Origin of the sequence: Campylobacter sp. W0014, from assembly GCF_020135975.1 — a bacterium.
Lineage (GTDB): Bacteria > Campylobacterota > Campylobacteria > Campylobacterales > Campylobacteraceae > Campylobacter_D.
The window spans coordinates 1-22,617 of the sequence record NZ_JACHTR010000025.1; the positions used below are offsets into that span (position 1 = coordinate 1).

At 29.5% G+C, this 22,617-nt stretch carries 19 protein-coding genes, 1 tRNA gene, 1 other RNA gene and 1 pseudogene; 11 read left to right on the forward strand and 11 right to left on the reverse strand.

Translation table 11 applies throughout. The features are described from left to right. The 6 genes from H2277_RS07485 to rnpB form a co-directional block, all read right to left on the reverse strand. On the reverse strand, window positions 1–349 hold a 349-nt coding region (locus tag H2277_RS07485; protein ID WP_337201712.1), incomplete at its 3' end, for a PoNe immunity protein domain-containing protein. 3 nt (window positions 350–352) lie between these two features. Continuing rightward, window positions 353–1,918, reverse strand: coding sequence for a BspA family leucine-rich repeat surface protein (locus H2277_RS07490; RefSeq protein WP_337201713.1), 1,566 nt, complete (start codon window positions 1,916–1,918; stop codon window positions 353–355). Between the two features lie 383 nt (window positions 1,919–2,301). Next, on the reverse strand, window positions 2,302–3,258 hold the full coding sequence (locus H2277_RS07495) for an ankyrin repeat domain-containing protein (protein ID WP_337201714.1): 957 nt from the start codon (window positions 3,256–3,258) through the stop codon (window positions 2,302–2,304). 258 nt (window positions 3,259–3,516) lie between these two features. Further along, on the reverse strand, window positions 3,517–5,913 hold the full coding sequence (locus H2277_RS07500) for a BspA family leucine-rich repeat surface protein (protein WP_337201715.1): 2,397 nt from the start codon (window positions 5,911–5,913) through the stop codon (window positions 3,517–3,519). A 162-nt stretch (window positions 5,914–6,075) separates the two neighbouring features. Next, window positions 6,076–6,633 (reverse strand): hypothetical protein, encoded by a 558-nt coding sequence (locus tag H2277_RS07505; RefSeq protein ID WP_337201716.1) that lies wholly within the window; start codon window positions 6,631–6,633, stop codon window positions 6,076–6,078. 279 nt (window positions 6,634–6,912) lie between these two features. After that, window positions 6,913–7,236: RNase P RNA component class A (rnpB, locus tag H2277_RS07510), an RNA gene on the reverse strand. A 95-nt stretch (window positions 7,237–7,331) separates the two neighbouring features. Here rnpB and efp point away from each other — a divergent pair. The 8 genes and pseudogenes from efp to H2277_RS07550 all read left to right on the forward strand — a co-directional run bounded on the left by efp (window position 7,332) and on the right by H2277_RS07550 (window position 14,651). Then, window positions 7,332–7,901 carry an elongation factor P gene (efp, locus tag H2277_RS07515; protein ID WP_337201717.1) on the forward strand — a complete coding sequence of 190 codons (570 nt, stop codon included), beginning with the start codon at window positions 7,332–7,334 and terminating at the stop codon, window positions 7,899–7,901. A 99-nt stretch (window positions 7,902–8,000) separates the two neighbouring features. Then, a pseudogene (locus tag H2277_RS07520) lies at window positions 8,001–8,674 on the forward strand (DUF969 domain-containing protein). Further along, window positions 8,661–9,614 carry a 5-oxoproline transporter, DUF979 family subunit gene (locus H2277_RS07525; protein WP_337201727.1) on the forward strand — a complete coding sequence of 318 codons (954 nt, stop codon included), beginning with the start codon at window positions 8,661–8,663 and terminating at the stop codon, window positions 9,612–9,614. Before H2277_RS07520 ends, H2277_RS07525 begins: the two are co-directional and overlap by 14 nt. A 9-nt stretch (window positions 9,615–9,623) precedes the next feature. Beyond that, a complete protein-coding gene (locus tag H2277_RS07530) occupies window positions 9,624–9,797 on the forward strand; it encodes a DUF2891 family protein (RefSeq protein WP_337201718.1) in 174 nt (57 codons plus the stop codon). Between the two features lie 67 nt (window positions 9,798–9,864). Further along, window positions 9,865–10,626 (forward strand): DUF2891 family protein, encoded by a 762-nt coding sequence (locus tag H2277_RS07535; RefSeq protein ID WP_337201728.1) that lies wholly within the window; start codon window positions 9,865–9,867, stop codon window positions 10,624–10,626. A 147-nt stretch (window positions 10,627–10,773) separates the two neighbouring features. Further along, window positions 10,774–11,709, forward strand: a complete 936-nt coding sequence (locus H2277_RS07540; RefSeq protein ID WP_337201719.1) for an NAD(P)-binding domain-containing protein — start codon at window positions 10,774–10,776, stop codon at window positions 11,707–11,709. A 187-nt stretch (window positions 11,710–11,896) separates the two neighbouring features. Next, on the forward strand, window positions 11,897–13,222 hold the full coding sequence (locus H2277_RS07545; RefSeq protein ID WP_337201720.1) for an MATE family efflux transporter: 1,326 nt from the start codon (window positions 11,897–11,899) through the stop codon (window positions 13,220–13,222). A gap of 58 nt (window positions 13,223–13,280) precedes the next feature. After that, window positions 13,281–14,651: a replicative DNA helicase gene (locus tag H2277_RS07550; protein WP_137624093.1), complete on the forward strand. Its 1,371-nt coding sequence runs from the start codon at window positions 13,281–13,283 to the stop codon at window positions 14,649–14,651. Between the two features lie 204 nt (window positions 14,652–14,855). Here H2277_RS07550 and H2277_RS07555 read toward each other — a convergent pair whose 3' ends face one another. From H2277_RS07555 to H2277_RS07570, 4 genes are all read right to left on the reverse strand, one after another. After that, window positions 14,856–15,116, reverse strand: a complete 261-nt coding sequence (locus tag H2277_RS07555; protein ID WP_337201721.1) for a hypothetical protein — start codon at window positions 15,114–15,116, stop codon at window positions 14,856–14,858. Then, window positions 15,094–15,903: an AAA family ATPase gene (locus H2277_RS07560; RefSeq protein ID WP_337201722.1), complete on the reverse strand. Its 810-nt coding sequence runs from the start codon at window positions 15,901–15,903 to the stop codon at window positions 15,094–15,096. The genes H2277_RS07555 and H2277_RS07560 overlap by 23 nt, the downstream gene beginning before the upstream one ends. Beyond that, window positions 15,900–16,181, reverse strand: coding sequence for a hypothetical protein (locus H2277_RS07565; protein WP_337201723.1), 282 nt, complete (start codon window positions 16,179–16,181; stop codon window positions 15,900–15,902). The genes H2277_RS07560 and H2277_RS07565 overlap by 4 nt, the downstream gene beginning before the upstream one ends. Window positions 16,182–16,300: 119 nt before the next feature. Beyond that, a tRNA-Leu gene (locus H2277_RS07570) sits at window positions 16,301–16,387 on the reverse strand. Between the two features lie 172 nt (window positions 16,388–16,559). On the opposite strand from H2277_RS07570, the gene flgL reads away from it, so the two are divergent. Both flgL and H2277_RS07580 read left to right on the forward strand, forming a co-directional pair. Continuing rightward, entirely contained in the window at window positions 16,560–18,815 is a 2,256-nt protein-coding gene (gene flgL, locus H2277_RS07575; RefSeq protein ID WP_337201724.1) for a flagellar hook-associated protein FlgL, read from the forward strand. A 108-nt stretch (window positions 18,816–18,923) separates the two neighbouring features. Then, window positions 18,924–21,887, forward strand: a complete 2,964-nt coding sequence (locus H2277_RS07580) for a DNA translocase FtsK (RefSeq protein ID WP_337201725.1) — start codon at window positions 18,924–18,926, stop codon at window positions 21,885–21,887. Between the two features lie 30 nt (window positions 21,888–21,917). Here the strand turns inward: H2277_RS07580 and rpsO are convergent, their stop codons facing one another. Beyond that, window positions 21,918–22,190 (reverse strand): 30S ribosomal protein S15, encoded by a 273-nt coding sequence (rpsO, locus tag H2277_RS07585; protein WP_200281601.1) that lies wholly within the window; start codon window positions 22,188–22,190, stop codon window positions 21,918–21,920. A 148-nt stretch (window positions 22,191–22,338) separates the two neighbouring features. Here rpsO and H2277_RS07590 point away from each other — a divergent pair. Continuing rightward, window positions 22,339–22,617: Rrf2 family transcriptional regulator (locus tag H2277_RS07590; protein WP_337201726.1), on the forward strand; the 279-nt coding region annotated here is incomplete at its 3' end.

A 22,617-nucleotide genomic window follows, 5' to 3' on the forward strand; every position in this document is an offset into this window, starting at 1 on the left:
CTAATTTTAATACACAAGTTGTGTCCATATCTAATAACACTCTAAGACAAAGTTCAAGGGCATTCCCATCAAACCAGCTAATATCAATCCCCACTTCTAAACGATGTTCTTGTTTTAATAGTATATATGCTTCTAAATCTTTTTTAACCAGATTTATATCATCACCACGAGCATATTTATCCATAGCAAGATGAAATTTTCTATCTTCTATAGAAAAAAGATAATTTTCTCTTCTTGGATCTTCTGGAGAAAGTTCTAAAAGCCATCTTTTACGTTCTTCAATTTCTTCTTCATTTTCTATTATTTCTTTAGTAAAATACGCTTCATCTTTACTAGTATCCCTTAGCATTTTCTATCCTTTGGGTTTTTGAAAAAGTGCTAATATTTCTTTTTCGTATTCAGTTTGTTTTAAAATTTCATAAAAATCTTTATCACGAAAAGTTCCAAGCTTTTGTATATCTACATTATGACTTGCAAATTCTATTAAAATATCTTTTATTGGATATTCTTCACCATCAAGGTCTAATCTATGCTTAAAATTATCTAAAAAAATAAGCAATGCAGGGGCTTTTACTCCAGTATGATATTCTATAATAGAATCTGCACGCAATAAATTATGCCTTAAAAGCTGTAAAAATCTTGATACCCTTCCCTTTATTTCATAAGCGAGCATTTTCTGAATTGGCGCTAAGTAATATCTTCCTACTATATTTAGATCATATGGTATATTTTTTAAATCTATTTTTAATCCATGTTTAAAAAGCAAATAAATAAGATCACTATGCACAAACATAACCAGTAGTTTTTTATCAGTCATCTCTTTAGGATAACGCTTTATTAACTCTTGAAAGAAAAAATCAAGTGTTTCATCATCTGCATGGCAAAATCTTCTATTAGGCATTCTATCAAGTCCAATATTTTCAAAAAATGCAGTATCGATTTTGCTATCAAGATTATCCAAGATAAACTCTAAAATATTTTTTATTTTTGTGCTAAATTTTTGTTTTAGCGCAACAGATAAACCAAATTCGTTTTCTTTAGTAATTACTACTTTATAGCCTAATGTCCTAAGAAATTTAGCATATTCTAGTCTATCAAAACGCAAACAAGTATGCATCACTTTATCACTAATAGGAATATGAAAGCCTTGAGATCTTGCATTTTTTACAAGAGCGCTAAAAAAATCTTCATCTGGCATTGCATTGCTTACTGTCCCTTTTGGTACATAAAAACAAAGCTGAGTGATATGTTGATACTGTTCATTTTGTAAAGGAAGTATCTTTTCTAAAATAATTTTAGCTTGTTTATAATCACGCGCCTTAACAAGTTTGCATAATAATTCATAGCTTGGATTATCCATATCAAATACTGCTTTATACCATGAAGGTGGATTGTTTTGCAAAGGGCAGTTGCTAAATATATTCTTTGATTGCTCTACTAGCTCACTTGGTAAATTCCATTCACTTAAATCGCAGTCAAAAGATTTTGCACCGTGAAACATAGAATTGATATTTTCAGCTTTTTTTGGTCTCCATTTAGATAAATCACTTTTAAAAGACTCACAATTACAAAACATATATTCAAAATCTTTCACATTTGTAACCTTCCACTTGCTTAAATCAGCATTAAAATCTTTTAATCCTGTAAAAAGTTGATTCATGTCTTTGATTTTACTCACATCCCAAGATTCTATCCCGCTAAAATCTTTTCTATTTGTGCGTAAGTGAATGATTTCCATAGAATAACTGGCAAAAAGTTGATTGAGGTTTTTTATGTAGCTTAGATCAATTTGCCCTAAAGAGACAGATTCCATCTCTACTAATATTTTTAGTTCAAAAAGATTAAATGGAATATAGCAAAGATTTGGATATTTTGCTTTAAATTTGCCTTTTTTATCATAAAAAGCACAATTACGCAAAGCAGATTCTACGTTTTTACCTTTTATAATATCTTCTAAAATCTTTCTTAGCTCATAAAGACTACTTTTTTTGAGTTCTTTCCTTACGCCCCCACTATAATCTTTATAGCCATCGTTATTATAATCAATATGAATAAATTCGCTAAATTCTATATGAATACCATCTCCTATATTTTTACCTTTGTTAGAATCTACTACAACTTTATCGATTAACTCATTTATAGCATCATCACATATTTTTAAAATGTCTTTGTCGATGCTTTTAATAGCGCCATTTTGTAATAAATTTAAAGCTTTTAAAACTTTAAAATTTTGTACAGCATCTATAAGCTCTTTAGGAGTTTTTCCTAAAATTATTGTAGTTTCTTGTGTTGAAACTTTATTTACATCTTTTTTTCTCCATTCTCTTTAGCCTTTTTCATAGCGTCGTTTAAAAGTTTGGAAAATTCATCCTGATATTTACCCAATAAATCAAAGTCAGTTTTTCCATCAATTTCACAATAAGAATCATCATATGCTGGTAAATTATATTTTTTTCTGATTTGCTCTGAAGTCATTGCTCCTGCATCTTTTAAAAGTTTTTTATTTCTAGATCCTTTTGCAATATCTAAAGGAGTGCTTAAGGAAACAAAATTTACATTGGCTCCTAGTTCAATTAAAAGCTTTGTAACCCTATAGGTTTCAGGTTCGCTTACAGCTTCAAATAAAAGGGTTTCATTGTATTCGCTTTTTGGATCAAGCAAGGTTTGCATATCTACATTAGCTCCTCCTTTAATAGCTAATTCTAATAATTCATAATTATTTTGCATTACCCAAAAATGCATAGGAGTCCAACCAAAGCCATCTTTATGCACTTCAAATTTAGCCCCACGATTGACTAGATACTTAATGATTTGAGAATTTGGATTATCGGCATTGAGTATATAATCATAAATTAGGGCGTTTTGATAAATAATACTGTTTTCTTCTACTTTTTTCATTAAAATATATTTCTCATTAGCTTCTTTGATATATTTCATATCATGAAAAGCAAAGTTATATTTAGGATCTTTTAAACTTAATCCATACTCATCAAATAAATAATCTAAAATAGAAAAATCATTATTATTATCTTCACAAGCATGTGCAGCTCTTATTATCAAGTTAAAAGGATCAAATAAAGGAAAGTCTCCATCCTCATCTTTAATATTAAGCTCATAACAAGATATTTTTACAGGATAATCCTTTAAAATATCTTTTAGCTTAACTAAATCATTATTATCTATAATTTCAAGAACTAAATCTTCTAACTCATCTTTTTGTTTGTAATTCATAGCTTTGATATCTTCTAAGGTTTTCATTGGTTTTTCCTTTAATTATAATATTTTCTTAACTTTGCATTATGAAAATATTGTTTTTGTTTTATAAAGTATTTAAATACAAACTTACTAAACTTTTAAGAATCTAAATTCTGACTGCAATCTATACAATCAGAAAATATATTTTTTCATTCAAGTTTTTGGCGTATTCGTAGGATAATTCATACATATTAGTAACATTTGAAATATCCTATTTGCTTAAGTCTTGGTGAAAATATTTAGTACTGCTAAACATCTGATTTATTTAATACCCCATTTACTTAGATCGCCATTAAAATTTTCGCAACCTTTAAACATAGAGTCCATATCTATAACCTTACTTACATCCCATTTACTTAGATCGCCATTAAAATTTTTACAACCTTCAAACATAGAACCCATATGATAAACCCTACTTACATCCCACTTACTTAGATCGCCATTAAAATTTTCACAACCTTTAAACATAGAGTCCATACCTGTAACCTTACTTACATCCCACTTACTTAGATCGCCATTAAAATTTTCACAACCTTTAAACATAGAGTCCATACCTGTAACCTTACTTACATCCCACTTACTTAGATCGCCATTAAAATTTTTACAACCTTCAAACATAGAACCCATACCTGTAACATTACTTACATCCCACTTACTTAGATCGCCATTAAAATTTTCACAACCTTTAAACATAGAACCCATACCTGTAACCTTACTTACATCCCACTTACTTAGATCGCCGCCATTAAAATTTTCACAACCTTTAAACATTAATCTCATATTTGTAACCCTACTTACATCCCACTTACTTAGATCACCATTAAAATTTTTACAACCTTCAAACATAGAGTACATACTTGTAACCCTACTTACATCCCACTTACTTAGATCACCATTAAAATTTTTACAACCTTCAAACATATATTCCATATCTGTAACATTACTTACATCCCACTTACTTAGATCGCCATTAAAATTTTCACAACCTTTAAACATAGAACCCATACCTGTAACATTACTTACATCCCATTTACTTAGATCGCTATTAAAATTTCCACAACCTGCAAACATAGCGCCCATACCTGTAACATTACTTACATCCCATTTACTTAGATCGCTATTAAAATTTCCACAACCTGTAAACATAGCGCCCATACCTGTAACCTTACTTACATCCCACTTATCTAATGGTTGATTGAAAATTTCACATCTAAAAAACATATGTTCCATATTTGTTACTTTACTTACATCCCACTTATCTAATGGTTGATTGAAATTTTTACATCTATAAAACATAGCGCCCATATCTGTAACATTACTAACATTCCACTTATCTAATGGTTGATTGAAATTTTCACATCCATAAAACATACCTTCCATACTTTTTACTTTACCAACATCCCATTTATCTAATGGTTGATTGAAATTTTCACATCCATAAAACATACCTTTCATACTTTTTACTTTACTAACATTCCAAGATTGTATATTATGATTAAAATACTTTGCATCTTCAAAGCAAGAATCCATGTTTGTAACCTTGCTCACATCCCAAGTTTCAATTCCACTAAAATCTTTTCGTTTGCTTTTTTTAAATAGGTTCCTAAAATTTGTAATATTACTAATATCAATATCACCTAAATAAATCTTTTTATCTTCGACTAATTCTACAAGCTCGGCTTTGTCTTTTGGAATATGTCTAATACCCTTGCTTTTTGTGATCTTACTTGTAACATTACTTACATCCCACTTAGTTAATTTTTTACAACCTTCAAACATAAAGCTCATATTTTCAACATTACTTACATCCCATTTATCTAATGGTTGATTGAATGCTTTTGCTTTGTAAAACATACATTCCATGTTTTCAACATTACTTACATCCCATTTACTTAGATCGCCATTAAATTTTTCACAAAGTAGAAACATACGTTCCATATTTGTAACATTACCAACATCCCACTTACTTAGATCGCCATTAAAATTTTTACAACCTTCAAACATAGAGCTCATGTTTGTCACTTTACTCACATCCCATTTATCTAATGGTTGATTGAAATTTTCACATCCATAAAACATACTTTCCATACTTTTTACTTTACTAACATTCCAAGATTGTATATTATGATTAAAATACTTTGCATCTTCAAAGCAAGAATCCATGTTTGTAACCTTGCTCACATCCCAAGTTTCAATTCCGCCAAAATCTTTTCGTTTGCTTTTTTTAAATAGATTCTTAAAATTTGTAATATTGCTAATATCAATATCACCTAAATAAATATTTCTATTTTTGACTAATTTTACAAGCTCGGCTTTGTTTTTTGGAGTATGTCTAATACCCTTGCTTTTTGTGACCTTAAAAAGTCCATCAAGTGATTTTTTCTTGCTTTTTGCTGCATTTAATCTTGAAAGTATATTAAAAAGATTGTATTCATCGCTATCTTTTATACTTCTGCCTGCATACACTGCTTTATCATCCCAATACTCTTGCTCTAAATCGCTAAGATAAACTTCTAGTTTGTCTAGTGTGTCTTGTGGGATACTTGCACCCTTATCAAAAAGCTCTAAAACGACTGCTTTTTTAGCTTCCCATTCTGATATATTGGATTTTCTTAAATCGTCTATTGCTTTTAAAAGTTGTGAATCTAAATCTTGCATAAGTTTTCCTTTTTATTATTTTTCTAAATTATAACAAATCATTTGATATATTCTATAATTACTATGGTGAAAATTATATTAAAATCTTTTAAACTTAACCATACTCACATAACGTTTTCATTGGTTTTTCTTTGCGTTATGATTTTCTAATTTTAAAACATTTTACACAAAGCTAATTCTATTTTGCTTAATCATTCTAGCACGATTGATAAGAGCATAAAGGGCTAGAAATTCATCGTTAAGCATTTCCTTAAAGGTTTCACTGTATCTATCCCCATCAAACTCAATACTTTTGTATTCTATAATTTCTGCTTTAGCATTAGTGATAAAAGAAATATATTTATCTCTTTGTTTATCGTGTTTGATACCTGTACATAAAGGTTTAAGTGCTTCATCATACCAAATCACTTCTAACTTTTCTTCTTTGATGATTCTTAATGCCGCTTCTTTTGTTAAATATTCTTTAATGTCTTTGATATTATGATATTTATGCCAATAATTTTCTTGTAGCATTTTATCAATTGCTTCTTTTTCATTATCAAAAGAATATTCATATTCAACACCTCCTCTTTCTCCAATATAAATAGTTTCATATTTATTGTTATTAGGATTAAACCAAATTGTAAAATGATATTCCCCAGATGTATTATCATAATCACGCCAAGTTACATAAATCAACTTTTCTTCTTCTATAATTAGTTCCGCTTGCTCTCTTGTCATTGTTTTTAAATACTATAGAATTTTTATATTTTATATAAATCAAGATATTTTTTCATGAAAATTTTAAAGGAAATTTAAAAACTATCTTTTATATCTTTAGTATATCAAAATATGCTTGATTTTTGTTAATATCTTCTTTTAAACAGGATAAAACCTAAAAATAAGTTCTATTTAATTGCTATGATATTTTTAAAGATATTGATGTGAAAAACTATGTTATATTTAGATTTTAAAATTTATGGAAAAGATTTTATTAAGATTAATTTTTTAAAAGATAAAAATAAAAGCATAGCGATAAGCCGAGTTCTGTCTAGAATGCTCATTTATCTAGTTTTGTTTTTGCAAACAAAATCAAGCGAAGGGTTAAAATAAAGACTAAAACCATCCCTTCTTGCTGCACATTGGGTTTACATAGCCGAAATTGTTACCAAAATCGCTGGTGGGCTCTTACCCCACCGTTTCACCTTTTCCATAAAAATATGGTAGTTTGCTTTCTGTTGCACTATCCCTTAGGTTTCCCTAGCCATCCGTTAGATGGAATGTTTGTCTTTTGCAGCTCGGACTTTCCTCTTCTTAAGCAGAAGCGAGCATTTGCTATGCTTTGCTCCAAATTTTAACGCAAAAATACTTAAATTTAATTGCGATATCAAATATTTTTTGCTAAAATTATATTTTATTTTAAATATAAAAGGAATGTTATGGCATCTTATTCAATGGGTGATTTAAAAAAGGGATTAAAAATAGAAATTGATGGAATTCCTTTTAAAATAGTAGAGTATCAGCATGTAAAACCAGGAAAAGGTCCTGCTTTTGTGCGTATTAAAATTAAATCTTTTATTGATGGAAAAGTTCTTGAAAAAACTTTTCATGCTGGAGATAAATGCGAAGCTCCAAATTTGGAAGATAAAACTATGCAGTATCTTTATGATGATGGAGAAAATTGTCAATTTATGGATACAGAAACTTATGAGCAAGTTGCAATTAGCGATGAAGATGTAGGTGAAGCCAAAAAATGGATGCTTGATGGTATGATGGTAAATGTTCTTTTTCACAATGGTAAAGCTATCGGAGTCGAAGTACCTCAAGTAGTTGAACTTAAAATCATAGAAACCGCTCCTAACTTTAAAGGAGATACCCAAGGTTCAAATAAAAAACCTGCTACACTTGAAACAGGGGCTGTAGTACAAATTCCTTTTCATGTTTTAGAAGGCGAAGTGATTCGCGTAGATACAGTTCGTGGTGAATACATAGAAAAAGCAAATAAATAAATTTTTTAAGGTGTTACCTATAAAGACACCTTAAAATACTTGCCCAAAATTTAACTTTCCTTTTATTTTCTTAATTTCTATATTGGAGAAAAATATGGATTGGTTATTGCTTCCATTCCTTTGATTATTTTGGGTTTTGCTATAAAGATAAATCCTTTTTTGGTTGTTACTTTTGTAGGAATTTATGCAGGAGTTATAGCTAAATTTGATTTTGTAAAAATCATTAGTGAAATTGGTCATTCTTTTGTAAATAATCGTTACGTGGCAATTATTTGGTTAATATTACCTTTACTAGCTGTTTTAGAACACAAAGGTTTAAAAGAACAGGCAAAAAATTTGATTTCAAAAATCAAAGGTGCTAGTACAGGAAAAATATTAATGGGATATTTTATTTTTAGACAAGTCACTGCAGCACTTAGATTGTTATCGCTAGGCGGACATGCACAGATCCTTTAATAGCGCCTATGGCTGAGGCAACCGCTAAACTTAAATTTAAAAATCTCGCTCGTAAAGATAGCCAAAAAATCAAAGCTTATTCAGCTGCTACTGATAATGTTGCTGTCTTTTTTGGAGAAGATATTTTTATAGCCGTGCATTCTATTTTGTTTATACAAGCTTTTTTTGCAAGCAATAATATTTCAGTTAGTCCTATTGATCTGTCTATTTGGGCTATACCGAGTGGAATTTTAGCTTTAATTATCCATTGTTTTAGATTATATTTACTTGATAGAAGATTAAAGAAAACATATGGAGTAGATGATGATCACTCTTGATTTACTGTATTATATAGTAGGATTTTTATTTTTAATTTTTGGAATTCTTAATTTTTTAAATCAAAAAAAGACACTAAGGGCTAGATTAAGTGGTGGGGTGTTTTGGACAAGTTATAGTGCAACTTTCTTACTTGCAAATGTCTTATCTGATTTTATTATCGGTTGTATTGTTGTTTTACTCGCTATAATTGCAGGATTAAATTGGTTAAAACCTGAAAAAGTTGAAGTAACAGTCAAAGAAAAAGAATACGAAATTCAAAGCGCTCAAATTTATAAACACAAGCTTTTTATTCCTGCTTTATTGGTTCCCCTTATAACTCTTGCAGGAACTTTTTTACTTCCTTATTGTAGTTTTTTTGAGGCTAAAAACGCTACTTTAATTTCTTTAATTTTAGCTATTGTATTTTCTTTTATTTTAGCATGTTTTATGTTTAAAGCCTCTCCTAAAAAGGCGATAAAAGATGCAACGCATACTATGGATCATATAAGCTGGGCTGCTTTATTACCTCAAATTTTAGCAACCCTTGGAGTTATTTTTGTTTCTACTGGAATGGGTAATGAAGTTGAAAAGTTATTGTCAAATTATATTTCTTTAAACAATAGTTTTATGGCGGTAGCGGCTTATTGTATCTGTATGGCTCTTTTGACTATGATTATGGGAAATGCTTTTGCTGCTTTTCCTGTGATCAGTGCTGCTATCGCTTTGCCTGTCTTGATTTCAAATATGCATGCTAATCCTGCTATAGTCGGAGCTATAGGTATGCTTAGCGGGTTTCGTGGAACTTTAATGACGCCTATGGCAGCTAATTTCAATACCGTTCCAGCCGTGCTTTTGGAGCTAGATAGCAAAAATGGGGTTATTAGAGCACAGTTTTTATCGGGATTGCTTTTATTGGTAGCTAATATTTTTTTAATGTACTTTTTAGCTTTTAATTTTTAAGGAGAAAATATGGAAGGATTTATTAAACAGTTTAGCGCTATAGCTTTGGAAAATATTTTTAAAGAATTGCCAAACAAAATCACTCATTCTTTTAACGATCTTAATGATGTAAAAATTCCTAAGCAAATGTATCCTATATTTTATGGATCTTATGATTGGCATTCTAGTGTACATTCGCACTAGCTTTTGGTTAAAATTTTAAGAAATTTTGCTAATTTTGCTCCCGTTGATGAAATCACTAAGGTTTTAAATTCTCAATTTAGTAGAAAAAGCAGAGGGTGAATTAAAATATTTAGAAAATCCAGCCCATAAAGGCTTTGAAAGACCTTACGGATGGGGATGGTTTTTAAAATTAGCTCTAGAGCTTAATTTATTAGCCAAAGAAAATCAAGATGCGAAAATATGGGCTGAAAATTTAGACAAAATTGCAGATTTTTTTGTAAAAGAATTTAAAGAATTTTTACCCAAAATGGATTATCCAATTCGTGTAGGAACACATTTTAATAGCTCTTTTGCTTTATATTTTGCTTTAGAATTTGCAAGATTTAAAAATGATCAAGAATTAGAACAATGCATTATACAAAGTGCTAGAAGATGGTTTTTAAATGATGAAAATATGCAAGCTTTAGAACCTTGTGGAGATGAGTTTTTATCACCGGTTTTAATGGAAGCTGTACTTTTAAGTGCTGTTTTACCTGAAGATGAATTTAAAATCTTCTTTAAAAAATATTTACCAAAATTAAATGAAAAAAAAGCAGAAACTTTGTTTAATCCTGTAAGGGTCAGCGATAGAACTGATGGAAAGATTGCGCATTTAGATGGACTTAATTTAAGCCGTTCTTGGTGTTTAAAAATTTTATCTAATTTTTGCAATGAAGAATTAAAAAGCATCTTAAGGAAAAACGCTACAGATCATTTTAATGAAGCCATAGCACACATAGAAGAGGATTATTTAGGATCTCATTGGCTTGGAAGTTTTGCTTTGTTTGCTTTGGACGTTAAATTAAAATAATATTTTATAAAAAAATCTTTTAGTTGAAAAGATTTTTGGCAAAAAGTAAAATATTTTTCATATAATATGATCTTTTTATTATATTTAATTTTTTCGTTTAAGAAAAATTGATACATTATATTAAAAATAAATATTAAAGGATAAAAAATGAAAAAAATAGATTTAATTGTTGTTGGAGCAGGGCCGACTGGTATAGCATGCGCGGTTGAAGCAAAATTAAAAAATAAGGAAGTTTTGATTCTAGAAAAAACAAACAATGTTTGTCAAACTTTGATGCAATTTTACAAAGAAGGTAAAAGAGTAGATAAAGTTTATAAGGGATGTGAAGGAGTAAACCATGGACATATCCCTTTTGAGGATGGTACCAAAGAAAGCACTATAGAATTGTTTGAAAATATTTTAAAACAATATAATATAGAAGTCGAATTTGGCTCAGAAGTTGAAAGTGTAAAAAATGAAAATAATCTTTTTTTAGTAAGCACAGCCAAAGAAACTTATGAATGTAAAAATATCATTATAGCTATCGGCAGAATGGGAAAACCAAATAAACCTGATTATAAACTCCCTATGACTTTAACTAAAATTATTAATTTTAATGCAAATTCAGTTTTGGGAAATGAAAAAATTCTTGTTGTAGGCGGAGGAAATTCTGCTGCTGAATACGCTATAGATTTAGCAAAAACAAATAATGTAAGTCTTTGCTATCGTAAAAAAGAATTTACAAGATTAAACGATATCAATCTTAAAGACATAATTGAAGCTGGAAATAGTGGAAAAGTCAATCTAAAACTTGGTATTGATATTGAAGCTGTTGAAGATGAAAATGGCAAAGCTAAAGTTAATTTTAACAACTCAACAAGCGAAATTTACGATAGAATTATTTATGCTATTGGTGGTTCAACTCCGGTGGATTTTTTACAAAAATGCGGTATTAAAGTTGATGATAAAGGTGTTCCTTTGATGGATGAAAATAAAGAAAGCAATGTTAAAGGAATATTTGTAGCAGGGGATATTGCGACAAAAAATGGAGCAAGTATCATTACAGGACTTAATGACGCTGTAAAAATTCTTTCCAATTTATGAAATTTTAGCCTTTATGGGCTAAAATTTTTAAGGGAAATTTCTAAAAAATTACTATGCAAAATAAAACTAAAATCAATAAACTTACGACTAAAATTTTCTATTTAAATTCTTACATGTTAGGAGTTTTGGCATTTTATTAGCGTCTTTTAAAATATTTTTTTATTGAAAAATTTTTTAAGGATAGGTAATGTCAAATATTTTTAGCACTTTAAACCCTTTTAAACTTTTTATAAAGTGTGCCTTGCCCAATATGATTAGCATGGCTTTTATTTCGCTTTATTATATTGTTGATGGAATTTTTGTAGGTAGATATTTAGGCAGTGATGCTTTAGCAGCTCTAGCTTTGATCATGCCCTTTATTATGATGTCTTTTGCGCTATCTGATACCATTGCGATAGGATCTTCGGTGCAAATTGCAATGAAACTAGGACTTGGCAAGAAAAAATTGGCTGAAAAAATTTTTAGTTCTAGCTTAGTGATTATCTTTTTATTTTCTTGTTTGATTGGAATTTTAGAATATCTTTTAGCGCCTATTTTAATCGATTTTTTAAATGTTAGTTTGGAGATTAAAGCTATGGCAAAAGAATGTATGATAGTTTTTGCTTTATTTGCACCTATTATTATGCTTTCTTTTGCTTTGGATAATTATTTAAGAATTTGTGGTAAAACTACTTATAGTATGATCATTAATATTATTATTGCCTTGAGTAATATTTTATTTGATTATATTTTTATAGTTATTCTAGACTGGGGATTATTTTCGGCTGCTCTTGCGACTTGTTTAGGTTTGACTTTGGGTGGAATTTTCGGAATTTTTCCTTTTTTGTTTCAAAATTTAGAGCTTAGGTTTTCTTTTCCTTATATTAATTTTAAAATTTTTAAAAATATTCTTTACAATGGCAGCAGTGAATTTTTTAACAATGTTTCAGGCTCTTTATATGGTGTTTTTGCGAATTTTGTTTTGCTTAAAATAGCTGATGTTAAAGCTGTGGCTGGATTTTCTATTATAGTTTATATTGATACATTTATTATAATGCTTATTATCGCTATGGCAGATGCCATGCAGCCAGCCTTAAGCTATAACTACGCTAAAAAAGACTTTTATCGTATTAAATCTTTTTTAAAAATTATGTTTTTATCTGGATTTGTTTTTTCGATTTTTGTTTTATTTTTTATCTATATATTGGGTGAAAATTTAATTGGATTTTTTATAAAAGATCATGATCAAGATTTTTTAAATTTTGTTTATTTGGCCTTGATTCTTTTTTCTTTAAATTATATTTTTGCTTGGTTTAATGTATTGAGTAATTCTTTTTTAACAGCTTTTAATAAACCTAGTTTTTCTTTGATTTTAAGTTTGAGTCAAAATTTATTTGTTCCTTTATTTTTCCTTTTCCTTTTATCTTATTTTATCGGCTTAAAAGGAGTTTGGCTTACTCCTTTATTTGCGGAATTTTGTGTGGTGATTTTGGCTGTTGTTTTATTGAAAAAAAGTTTCAATGTATCAAAATAAATTCGCTTTTTAAGCTCTTTTTGCTAGAATTTTAAAAAAAGTTTTATAAGGAAAAAAAATGCAAGAGCATTTTGATTTGGATCTGGAACGTGCGATTTTAAGCAGTTGTATTATGAGTGAAGATGCTTATTCAAGCATAGCAGGAGATATTGAACCTAAAGATTTTAGCCTTAAAGCCCATCAAGATATCTTTAAGGCTATTATTGCTTGTGCAAATTCTGGAGAACCTATATCTATAAGTTTTTTAAAGAAACACAAAAAACTAGACGAGCAAATTTTAAATGAAGTCATTGCTACGCCTTCAATGATTGATTTAGCCGCTTATGTTAATGAACTTCGTGAAAAATCCATCAAAAGACAGCTTTTAAGTTTTGCACATCTTCTGCCAACTCGCATCAATGAAAATCGCGCTGTAAGTGAAATTTCAGATGAAATAAGTAAAGAAATTTTTAATTTAACCAATCGTATCAATACAAACGATATTAAGGGTATAGAACTCGTTTTAGAGGAGCTTATAGAGGAATTTAAAAAGCAAAAAACTCTTGAAAATAAAACCGTTATAGGCTTAGATACTGGCTTTGAAGATCTAAATCACATGACTAAAGGTTTTAAAGATGGTGAACTTATCATCATTGCTGCACGTCCTGGTATGGGAAAAACAACTCTATGTTTAAATTTTATCGATCAAGTTTTAAAACAAGATCAAGGCGTGGTTATGTTTTCTTTGGAAATGCCTGCAACTCAAATCATGCAAAGACTTTTATCGGCAAAAACTTCAATTCCTTTGCAAAAAATTCTCACTGCCGATCTTAATGATGATGAGTGGGAAAGAATAGGGGATGCTTGCAATTTGTATTCTAAAAAAAAGCTTTTTATATATGATAGTGGCTACGCTACAATAACAGATGTTAGGGCTATTTTAAGACGTCTAAAAGCACAAGAGGAAAGCATAAAACTTTGCGTGATTGATTATATCGGACTTATGATGAGTAATTCAAATTTTAACGATAGACATTTACAAGTGAGTGAAATCTCAAGAGGGCTTAAGCTTTTAGCTAGAGAATTAAATATGCCTATCATTGCACTTTCTCAATTAAACCGCTCTTTAGAGCAACGTGCCAATAAACGTCCGATGATGAGCGATTTACGCGAGAGTGGGGCAATAGAACAAGATGCGGATACAATTTTATTTGTTTATAGAGATGAAGTTTATCGAGAACAAGAGGAAAAAGAACGAGAAAATAAAGCTAAAGCAGAAGGCAAAGAATACAAAAGCACTTTTATACGCAATCCTATGCAGGAAAATGCTGAAATTTTAGTCGGTAAAAATAGAAATGGTCCAGTTGGAACCATCGAGGTTTTATTTTTAAAAGAAAAATCATGCTTTACAGATAAACCCAAATTTGAAAGCACGGAATTTCAAGGATAGCTTTAAATTTATAGCTTTTTTAAGGCTTAAATTTCTGCGATATATTTCAATACCTTTTTTTGAAGCTTTTTATTTTCTTTTAGTAGTTTTAAAACTGTTCTATCGTAAGCTTCTTTTGTTTTTCCTACCTTGCTTAAAAATCCTTTTTCAGTATAAATTCCTTTTTGATTAAATACTTTTAATAATTCATTATAGTTTTTATTTTCATAATATAGAATTAAATTTATTTTTTATGTTTTGACGCATATCTTCAAAATTTATGAGTTCTTCTATGGAGTTGATTTTTTCTTGAATTTTATCAGGTGTTTTAGAATCTATGTTTATAGTGTTTAATTTATATTTTATCTCACTTTTTAAATTTTCTAGAATTTGTTTTTCTAAGCAATTTTTAAATTTTATTTCAAAAATATAATCTTTTATTTCCCTTAATCTATCTTTTATGTCAGATTGCTCTAAAATAGCCATTATGACACATTCTAATAAAAATAAATTTTCTACAATCTCTATTTATGATCCCATAAGCTTTAAAATTATGTAATGCATTTTGTTCATTAAAAGCTTTTGTATATTGGATAACTTTTTCACAACCCCCGCATGCCATAATTTGATATTGCGGATACAATATGCTATAAATTCTAAAATCTAAACTATCATTATCGCCCTCTATAAACAAAATATTTCTTCTAGCGCCCAAAAGTTCTAAAAATAATTCTTGAGGCATATTTTCATTTTTTAATATTTTTTCAAATTTCCATTTTTCTCCATCGTAAGACTTAATCCAAATTTTATCCGAATCAGCATGATTTGCAGCAAAATTTAAATCATGAGTGATGTATATAAATAAACAATCTTCTCTGTATTTTTCCAAAGTACTCCAAAGTCTATTAGTTAATGATGGATGTAAATGTAACTCAGGTTCATCTATTAAAATAATTTTTTCTTCTATACATAAAACATACATTATCAAATACAATACCGATCTTTCTCCATCGCTCATCATTCTAGCTTCATATTTATTTTTTATATCAGGAAAAATGCATAAAAACTCATCTTCTACAAGTTCAATTTCTCTATGAGAAAAAATTTCTTTCCAGATTTTTTTGGTTTTATCTATAATATTTTCGCTTGTAGTTCTATTTTCATGATCTTTTCTCAATTGTTCTTGTTTGGTGGCTAAAACAAAATCTAAAAGTTTATTATAATCACTATAAAGTTTTGTGGTTGCATTTTCAAATCCTTGATATTTGTTCAAAAAACATCTATCCATAGATAAATTGGATTAGTAGCGCCATAAAATAAATTATTTCTAGCTATCCTATAATTATTTCTAAAACCATCTCCTAATATAGTAATGTCTCTTTGTGCTGGAATTCTATATAAATTTTCATGCATCTTATCCATCCAAGCACCAAGTCTACTTTTGCCTGAGCCATTGACTCCTACAATTATAATAGAATTGGCATTTGTTTTAAATTCTTGTTTTTCATTGGATATATTGGGTAAATTATAGCTGTATTTTTTATCTTTCATGATTTCACTCAAAAAACTAAACTAGGTTTTGATAATTTTTTGTGCATTATCACACATAATTTTTCAATTGTCAAAAGTGTTAAATTTATCGAAGTTTGATTGAAGATATTGTTTTAAGATGGTGCCCGAGGTCGGACTCGAACCGACACAAGGTTGCCCTTACCAGATTTTGAGTCTGGCGCGTCTACCAGTTTCACCACTCGGGCTTAATTAAAATCATAATTATATTTTTTTTTGCTAAAAAACAATTTAAAATAAAGGTTTTGATAAAAAATATTTTAAAAAAATATAAGAATTGATTTTTTGGAACACTTATTGCTTACAAATTATAGCAATATTGAGAAAAGATTCTGGTTTATTAATTTTTTAAGGAAAAAAATGAGAATTACAAATAAGTTAAATTTTACCAATTCTGTTAGCACTTCAATGGGTGGGCAAAGTGCCTTATATAAGATCTCCCAACAACTTGCTTCAGGATTAAAAATTCAAAATTCTTACGAAGATGCAAGCACCTATATAGACAATACTCGTTTAGAATATGAACTAAAAACGCTAGAGCAGGTTAAACAAGCAACGAGTTCTGCTAAAGAATTAACCGAAAATAGCATGAAAGCCTTGCAAGATATGGTTAAGCTTTTAGAAGATTTTAAAGTTAAGGTTACTCAAGCAGCTAGTGATAGTAATTCTCAAACATCAAGAGAAGCGATAGCGAAAGAATTGCAACGTATCAAAGAAAGCATCATACAGCTTGCAAATACTAGTGTCAATGGTCAATATCTTTTTGCCGGTTCTCAAGTTGCGAACAAACCTTTTGATTCTAATGGTAATTATTATGGAGATAAAAATAATATCAACGTTGTAACTGGCTCAGGAACTGAAAGTCCTTACAATATCCCTGGTTGGGATCTCTTTTTCAAAGCCGATGGAGACTATAAAAAGCAAATTACCACCAATATCAGTTTTAAGGATAATCGTTACACTGAAGCAGACAAAGATAAACAAGGGTATTTAAATGGAGATTCTGCTTGGAAACAGCTTATCGGGCAAAATTATGTAAAAGATGGAAAATTAGATCCATATACAGATTTTGAAGATAAAGATCAAAAGCTTGATTTTCCACCCTCAACGCTTTATGTTCAAGGAACTAAGCCAGATGGCACAAGCTTTAAAAGTGCGGTTTTGGTAAAACCAGATGATAAAATAGAAGATGTATTAGAGCAAATCGGCGCACTTTATGGCAACACTCCTAACAATAAAGTTGTAGAAGTAAGCATCAACAATAGCGGTCAAATTCAAATCACAGATTTAAAACAAGGCAATAATAAATTAGACTTTCATGCTGTAGCCTATACTCCACAAATGGATACAACTGATCAATATAAAGCAATGGAAAAATTTGTTAAGGATAATAACCTTAATATGGATGATGTTACCAATGAAGTTATGCAAGCTGCTATACAAAATGGCGATATCACTAATCCAACTAATCCGGTTACTATCAGACTAACTGGGAGAGATGGAGCTGAGCAAGAATTTACCTTTAGTCTAGCTCAAACCGATTTTATCAAAAGCAATATGACTGATTCTACCAATCAACCAGCTAATGGTGCAGACTACGATAATGTTTATTTTGAAAAAGATGGCAACACTGTTTATGGAAATGTTTCTCAAGTTATCAAGGGAAGCAATGCTTATGCAACAGATTCAACCAAACTTAGCGAAGTCATGGCTGGAGATAGCCTAAATGGTACCACTTTAAATTTAAAAGTCAATTCCAAAGGTGGAAATTCATACGATGTCACCATAAATTTAGGCAATTCAACCGTAAGCTTTCAAGATCCTAATAATCCTAATCAAACTATAAGTTTTCCTATTATGCATACTGATCCTACGACAGGAAATAGCGGGGTGGTAACTCCGTCAAATGAAATAACTTATGGACAAATTAATAATATCATCGGTATGTTTGCCTCTGATAAAGTGCCTACTCAAAGCATCACAGTCAACAATAATAAAATTGATACCACAGGTTATAACAATATCCAACAACTTATAAAAGATTCTCAAGCAACTGTAGATGTTAGTATGGATTATAAAGGGCGTATTAGCGTTACAGATAAACTCTCTTCAGGAACCAATATAGGAATTTCTTTAAGTGATTCTCAAAGCGGTCATTTTCCGGTACCTCCTTATAGCGAAACAGCGCAAATTCAAAGTGGTCCAAATTTTAGCTTTAGTGCAAACAATGCTTTAACTATAGATGAACCAAATGTCGATCTTATAAAAGATCTTGATGCCATGATCGATGCGGTTTTAAGTGGCAATATGAGAGCAGATGGAAATTCAAGCGATCCTAGAAATACAGGAATGCAAGGTGCTTTAGAAAGACTTGATCATTTAGCTGATCATGTAAGCAAACTTAATACAACCATGGGTGCTTATCATAACATCATAGATGGAGTAAATACTCGAGTGAGTTTTTTAAGTGTGAATGTGCAAAGTATCAAATCAAATGTTATCGATATTGATTATGGTGAAGCGATGATGAATTTAATGCAAACTCAACTTGCATACCAAGCTTCCCTTAAAGCAAGCACTACTATATCTCAACTTAGTTTATTAAATTATATGTAAAATTATGCTATAATGGCTTCTTTAAAAATATTTTTTTAAGGAAAAAACATCAAAAAAGAAGCCATTTTTACTATTTCTACTTTTGGTATTTTTTATTTATGTCTTTGTATGCTAACTCCTAGCATGGGAAGTTGGATTTATAAAATAAATTTATTTTTATTTGGAGAATTTGGATATTATTATCCCTTTTTCTTATTTATTTTAAATTATTTTTATTACAAAAGAAATTATAAAATAGAAAATTTTTCACGTCAAGAACTTTTTGGTATAGGTTTTGCTTTCTTTTCCATACTTCTGCTTTTTTCCGTACTTTATAGAGGCTATGGCTATATTTTAGAATTTATTTACTCTGTTTTTTCTACTCTTTTAGGGCATGTTGGAAGTGGTATTTTTGCACTTTTGCTTTTTGTTTTTTCTTTGATTTTACTTTTTCCAAAATTTGCAAAAGAACTTTTAAAAATAGAGTTAAATTTTACTATTTTACTTAAATTAGAGCAAGCTTTAAAAACACTTTTAATGAGGGTTTTTGGCGGAGATAGTGATAAAGATGATATAGGAAAATCAGAACCTCAAGCTCCAATTATCGAGGTTAAACAAAAACATCCTGTTAAAATTTTAAGCGAAGTTGAAGAATTGGTAAAAATCAATAACATCAATGCAAGTAAAAATTCTATCACAACGGCTAAAGAAAATTTTGAAAAATTAAAAAATCAAATTTTAGATGAAAAAGTAGAAATTGATAAAGAAAGTTTAAAAGAGGCAAAAAGTTTTGTCTATGAAAATTCCCAACAGGTTATAAATTTTGTGCAAAAGGCTAGTAGAAGTAGTATAAGTCTTGATGAAGAATTTAATTTTATTTTAAAAGAAGAGGTAGATATGATCCCAGAGCGTTTTTTAAAACCTAAAAAACTTGAAGAAATTAAGCAAATAGATACCACGGGTAGAAATTTGGATGAGCCGAGTTATAAAAGAAAAAATATAGAAATTTCACTACCAAAACAAGAAATAAAACCAAAAATTTTCACTAAAGAATTAGAACAAAGAGAAGATTTAATACAAAAAGCAAAATTAGAGCAAGAATATAAAGCCTACCAAAATGAAATACTTGAAAATAAAGTAAAAGAAGAAATTCAGGAATTAGAAAAAAATGACAAATTAGAACTAGATTTAAATAATATTATAGAAGGCAATAAATACAATTTTGAAGAAACAACCCAAAATCTTACAGTAAAACAAGAAGTGATTAAGCCTAAAGAAGTTTTTGAAGAATCTATAGCAAAAGAAGAAACAATAGAAGCTAATCAACCAGTTATGCAATATCATGAGAATTTTGAAGAACCTGAAATTTTAGATTTTAGTGAAGAGAATTTTAAACCTAAAGAAATAGAAAGCATGAATGAAAATACTGATGATTTCATGCCAGTGGTTGAAGAATTAGATCGTCCTTATATCGAGCCAATTCCTGTTATTAAACTCCAAGAAGAAACAAAAAAAGAAAATCAAAAAGCCTTTGAAATAATTAGTGAACAAGATAATAATGAATTTAAAGAAGAGATTAAAAGCGAAAACAAAGAAGAGGAAATTATCAAGCAAAGAGCTATTTTGGCAAAAGAAATCGAACTCAATAAAGCGCTTTTAAAAGAAATAGAGCAAGGAGAGATGGAAAAGCCAAAAGATTTTAAATTGCCACCGCTTGATTTTTTAGCTAATTTTTCACAGCATAAATATGATGTTAATGAGCTTGAAATTGATAAAAAAATTTACAATTTACTTGAAAAATTACGTCGTTTTAAAATAGGGGGTGATGTTACTAGAACCTATGTTGGGCCTGTAGTAACTACCTTTGAATTCCGTCCAAGTGCTGATGTAAAAGTAAGTAGAATTTTAAATTTGCAAGATGATTTAACTATGGCTTTAATGGCAAAATCTATACGCATCCAAGCTCCAATTCCTGGAAAAGATGTAGTTGGAATTGAAGTTCCAAATGAAGAAATTCAAACGATTTATTTGCGTGAAATTTTAGAAAGTGAAGTGTTTAAAAACTCTAAAAGCCCTTTAACTATAGCTTTAGGAAAAGATATTGTAGGTAATGCTTTTGTAACTGATCTTAAAAAATTACCTCATTTGCTAATAGCTGGAACAACTGGAAGCGGAAAAAGCGTAGGGATTAATTCTATGCTTTTAAGCCTTTTGTATCGCAATTCCCCAAAAACTTTACGTTTAATGATGATCGATCCAAAAATGCTTGAATTTAGTATTTACAATGATATCCCACATCTCTTAACTCCTGTTATTACAGATCCTAAAAAAGCGGTCAATGCTCTTTCTAATATGGTTGCGGAAATGGAAAGACGCTATAGATTAATGGCGGATGCAAAAACTAAAAATATAGAAAATTACAATGAAAAAATGAAAGAAATAGGGGGAGAGGAATTACCTTTTATCGTTGTTATTATCGATGAATTGGCTGATTTGATGATGACTGCAGGCAAAGATGTGGAATTTTACATAGGACGTCTTGCACAAATGGCAAGAGCAAGTGGAATTCATCTGATTGTTGCTACTCAGCGTCCTTCTGTAGATGTAGTAACTGGTCTTATCAAGGCAAATTTACCAAGTAGAATTTCTTATAAAGTAGGGCAGAAAATAGACTCTAAAGTTATTTTAGATGCTATGGGAGCTGAAAGCTTGTTAGGAAGAGGGGATTGTTTATTTACTCCTCCTGGAACAAGTTCTATCGTGAGATTACACGCTCCATTTGCAAGCGAATTTGAAATAGAAAAAATTGTAGATTTCTTAAAAGATCAAGAAGAAGTTTGTTATGATGAAAATTTCTTACAAGATTCTAAAAATTCATCTTTAATAAATGATACTTTTTCAGACGATAATGAAGTAGATGAACTTTATGAAGATGCAAAAAGAATCATCCTAGAAGATCAAAAAACAAGTATTTCTTATATACAAAGAAGATTAAATATAGGTTATAACAGATCTGCAAATATAATAGAAAAATTAACAAAAGAAGGATTTTTAAGTGAGCCTGACTCTAAAGGTAAAAGACAGATTTTATAATATCCTTTAAAAAAAAGGATATTATAAAAATTATTTATCTCTAAGATTTAATTCGTTGATTAATTTAGAATAAGAATTATAATCTTTTCTTTTAAGATAGCTTAAAAGTCTTTTTCTTTGTCCAACTAGTTTTAAAAGTCCTAATCTTGAAGAAAAGTCTTTTTTGTAGATTTTTAAGTGTTCTGTAAGTTCTGCAATTCTTGCACTTAAAAGAGCCACTTGAACTTCTGTTGAACCAGTGTCACCTGGTTTTCTAGCGAATTTCGCAACAATTTCTGCTTTTTTAGCCGAATCTAAAGCCATATTGACCTCCTGATTGGTATTTTAAAAACTGTGATTTTATCAAATAAAAACCAAAAATAAACTGAAATAACTTTTACTTAATTTTTTTAAGCCATTTTCTAAGAAAATTTTATTATAATTAAAAACTATTATTCTAAAGGAGAAATTTGTGCTATTTACCAAAGCAAGCGAATATGCTTTACTTTCTTTAATTTATATCGCTCAAAAAGAAAAACCTCAAGATGTAGATTTTCTATCCACTGAGCTTAATATTCCCAAAAGTTTTTTGGCTAAAATTTTGCAAAGCTTAGCTAGAGAGAATTTGCTTCATTCTTTTAAAGGCACAAAAGGGGGCTTTACCTTGGCAAAAGATCCTAAAGAATATAGCATCAAAGAAATTATAAATTGCGTAGAAAAAAAAGAAGTTAATGTTTTTGAATGTAGCGGC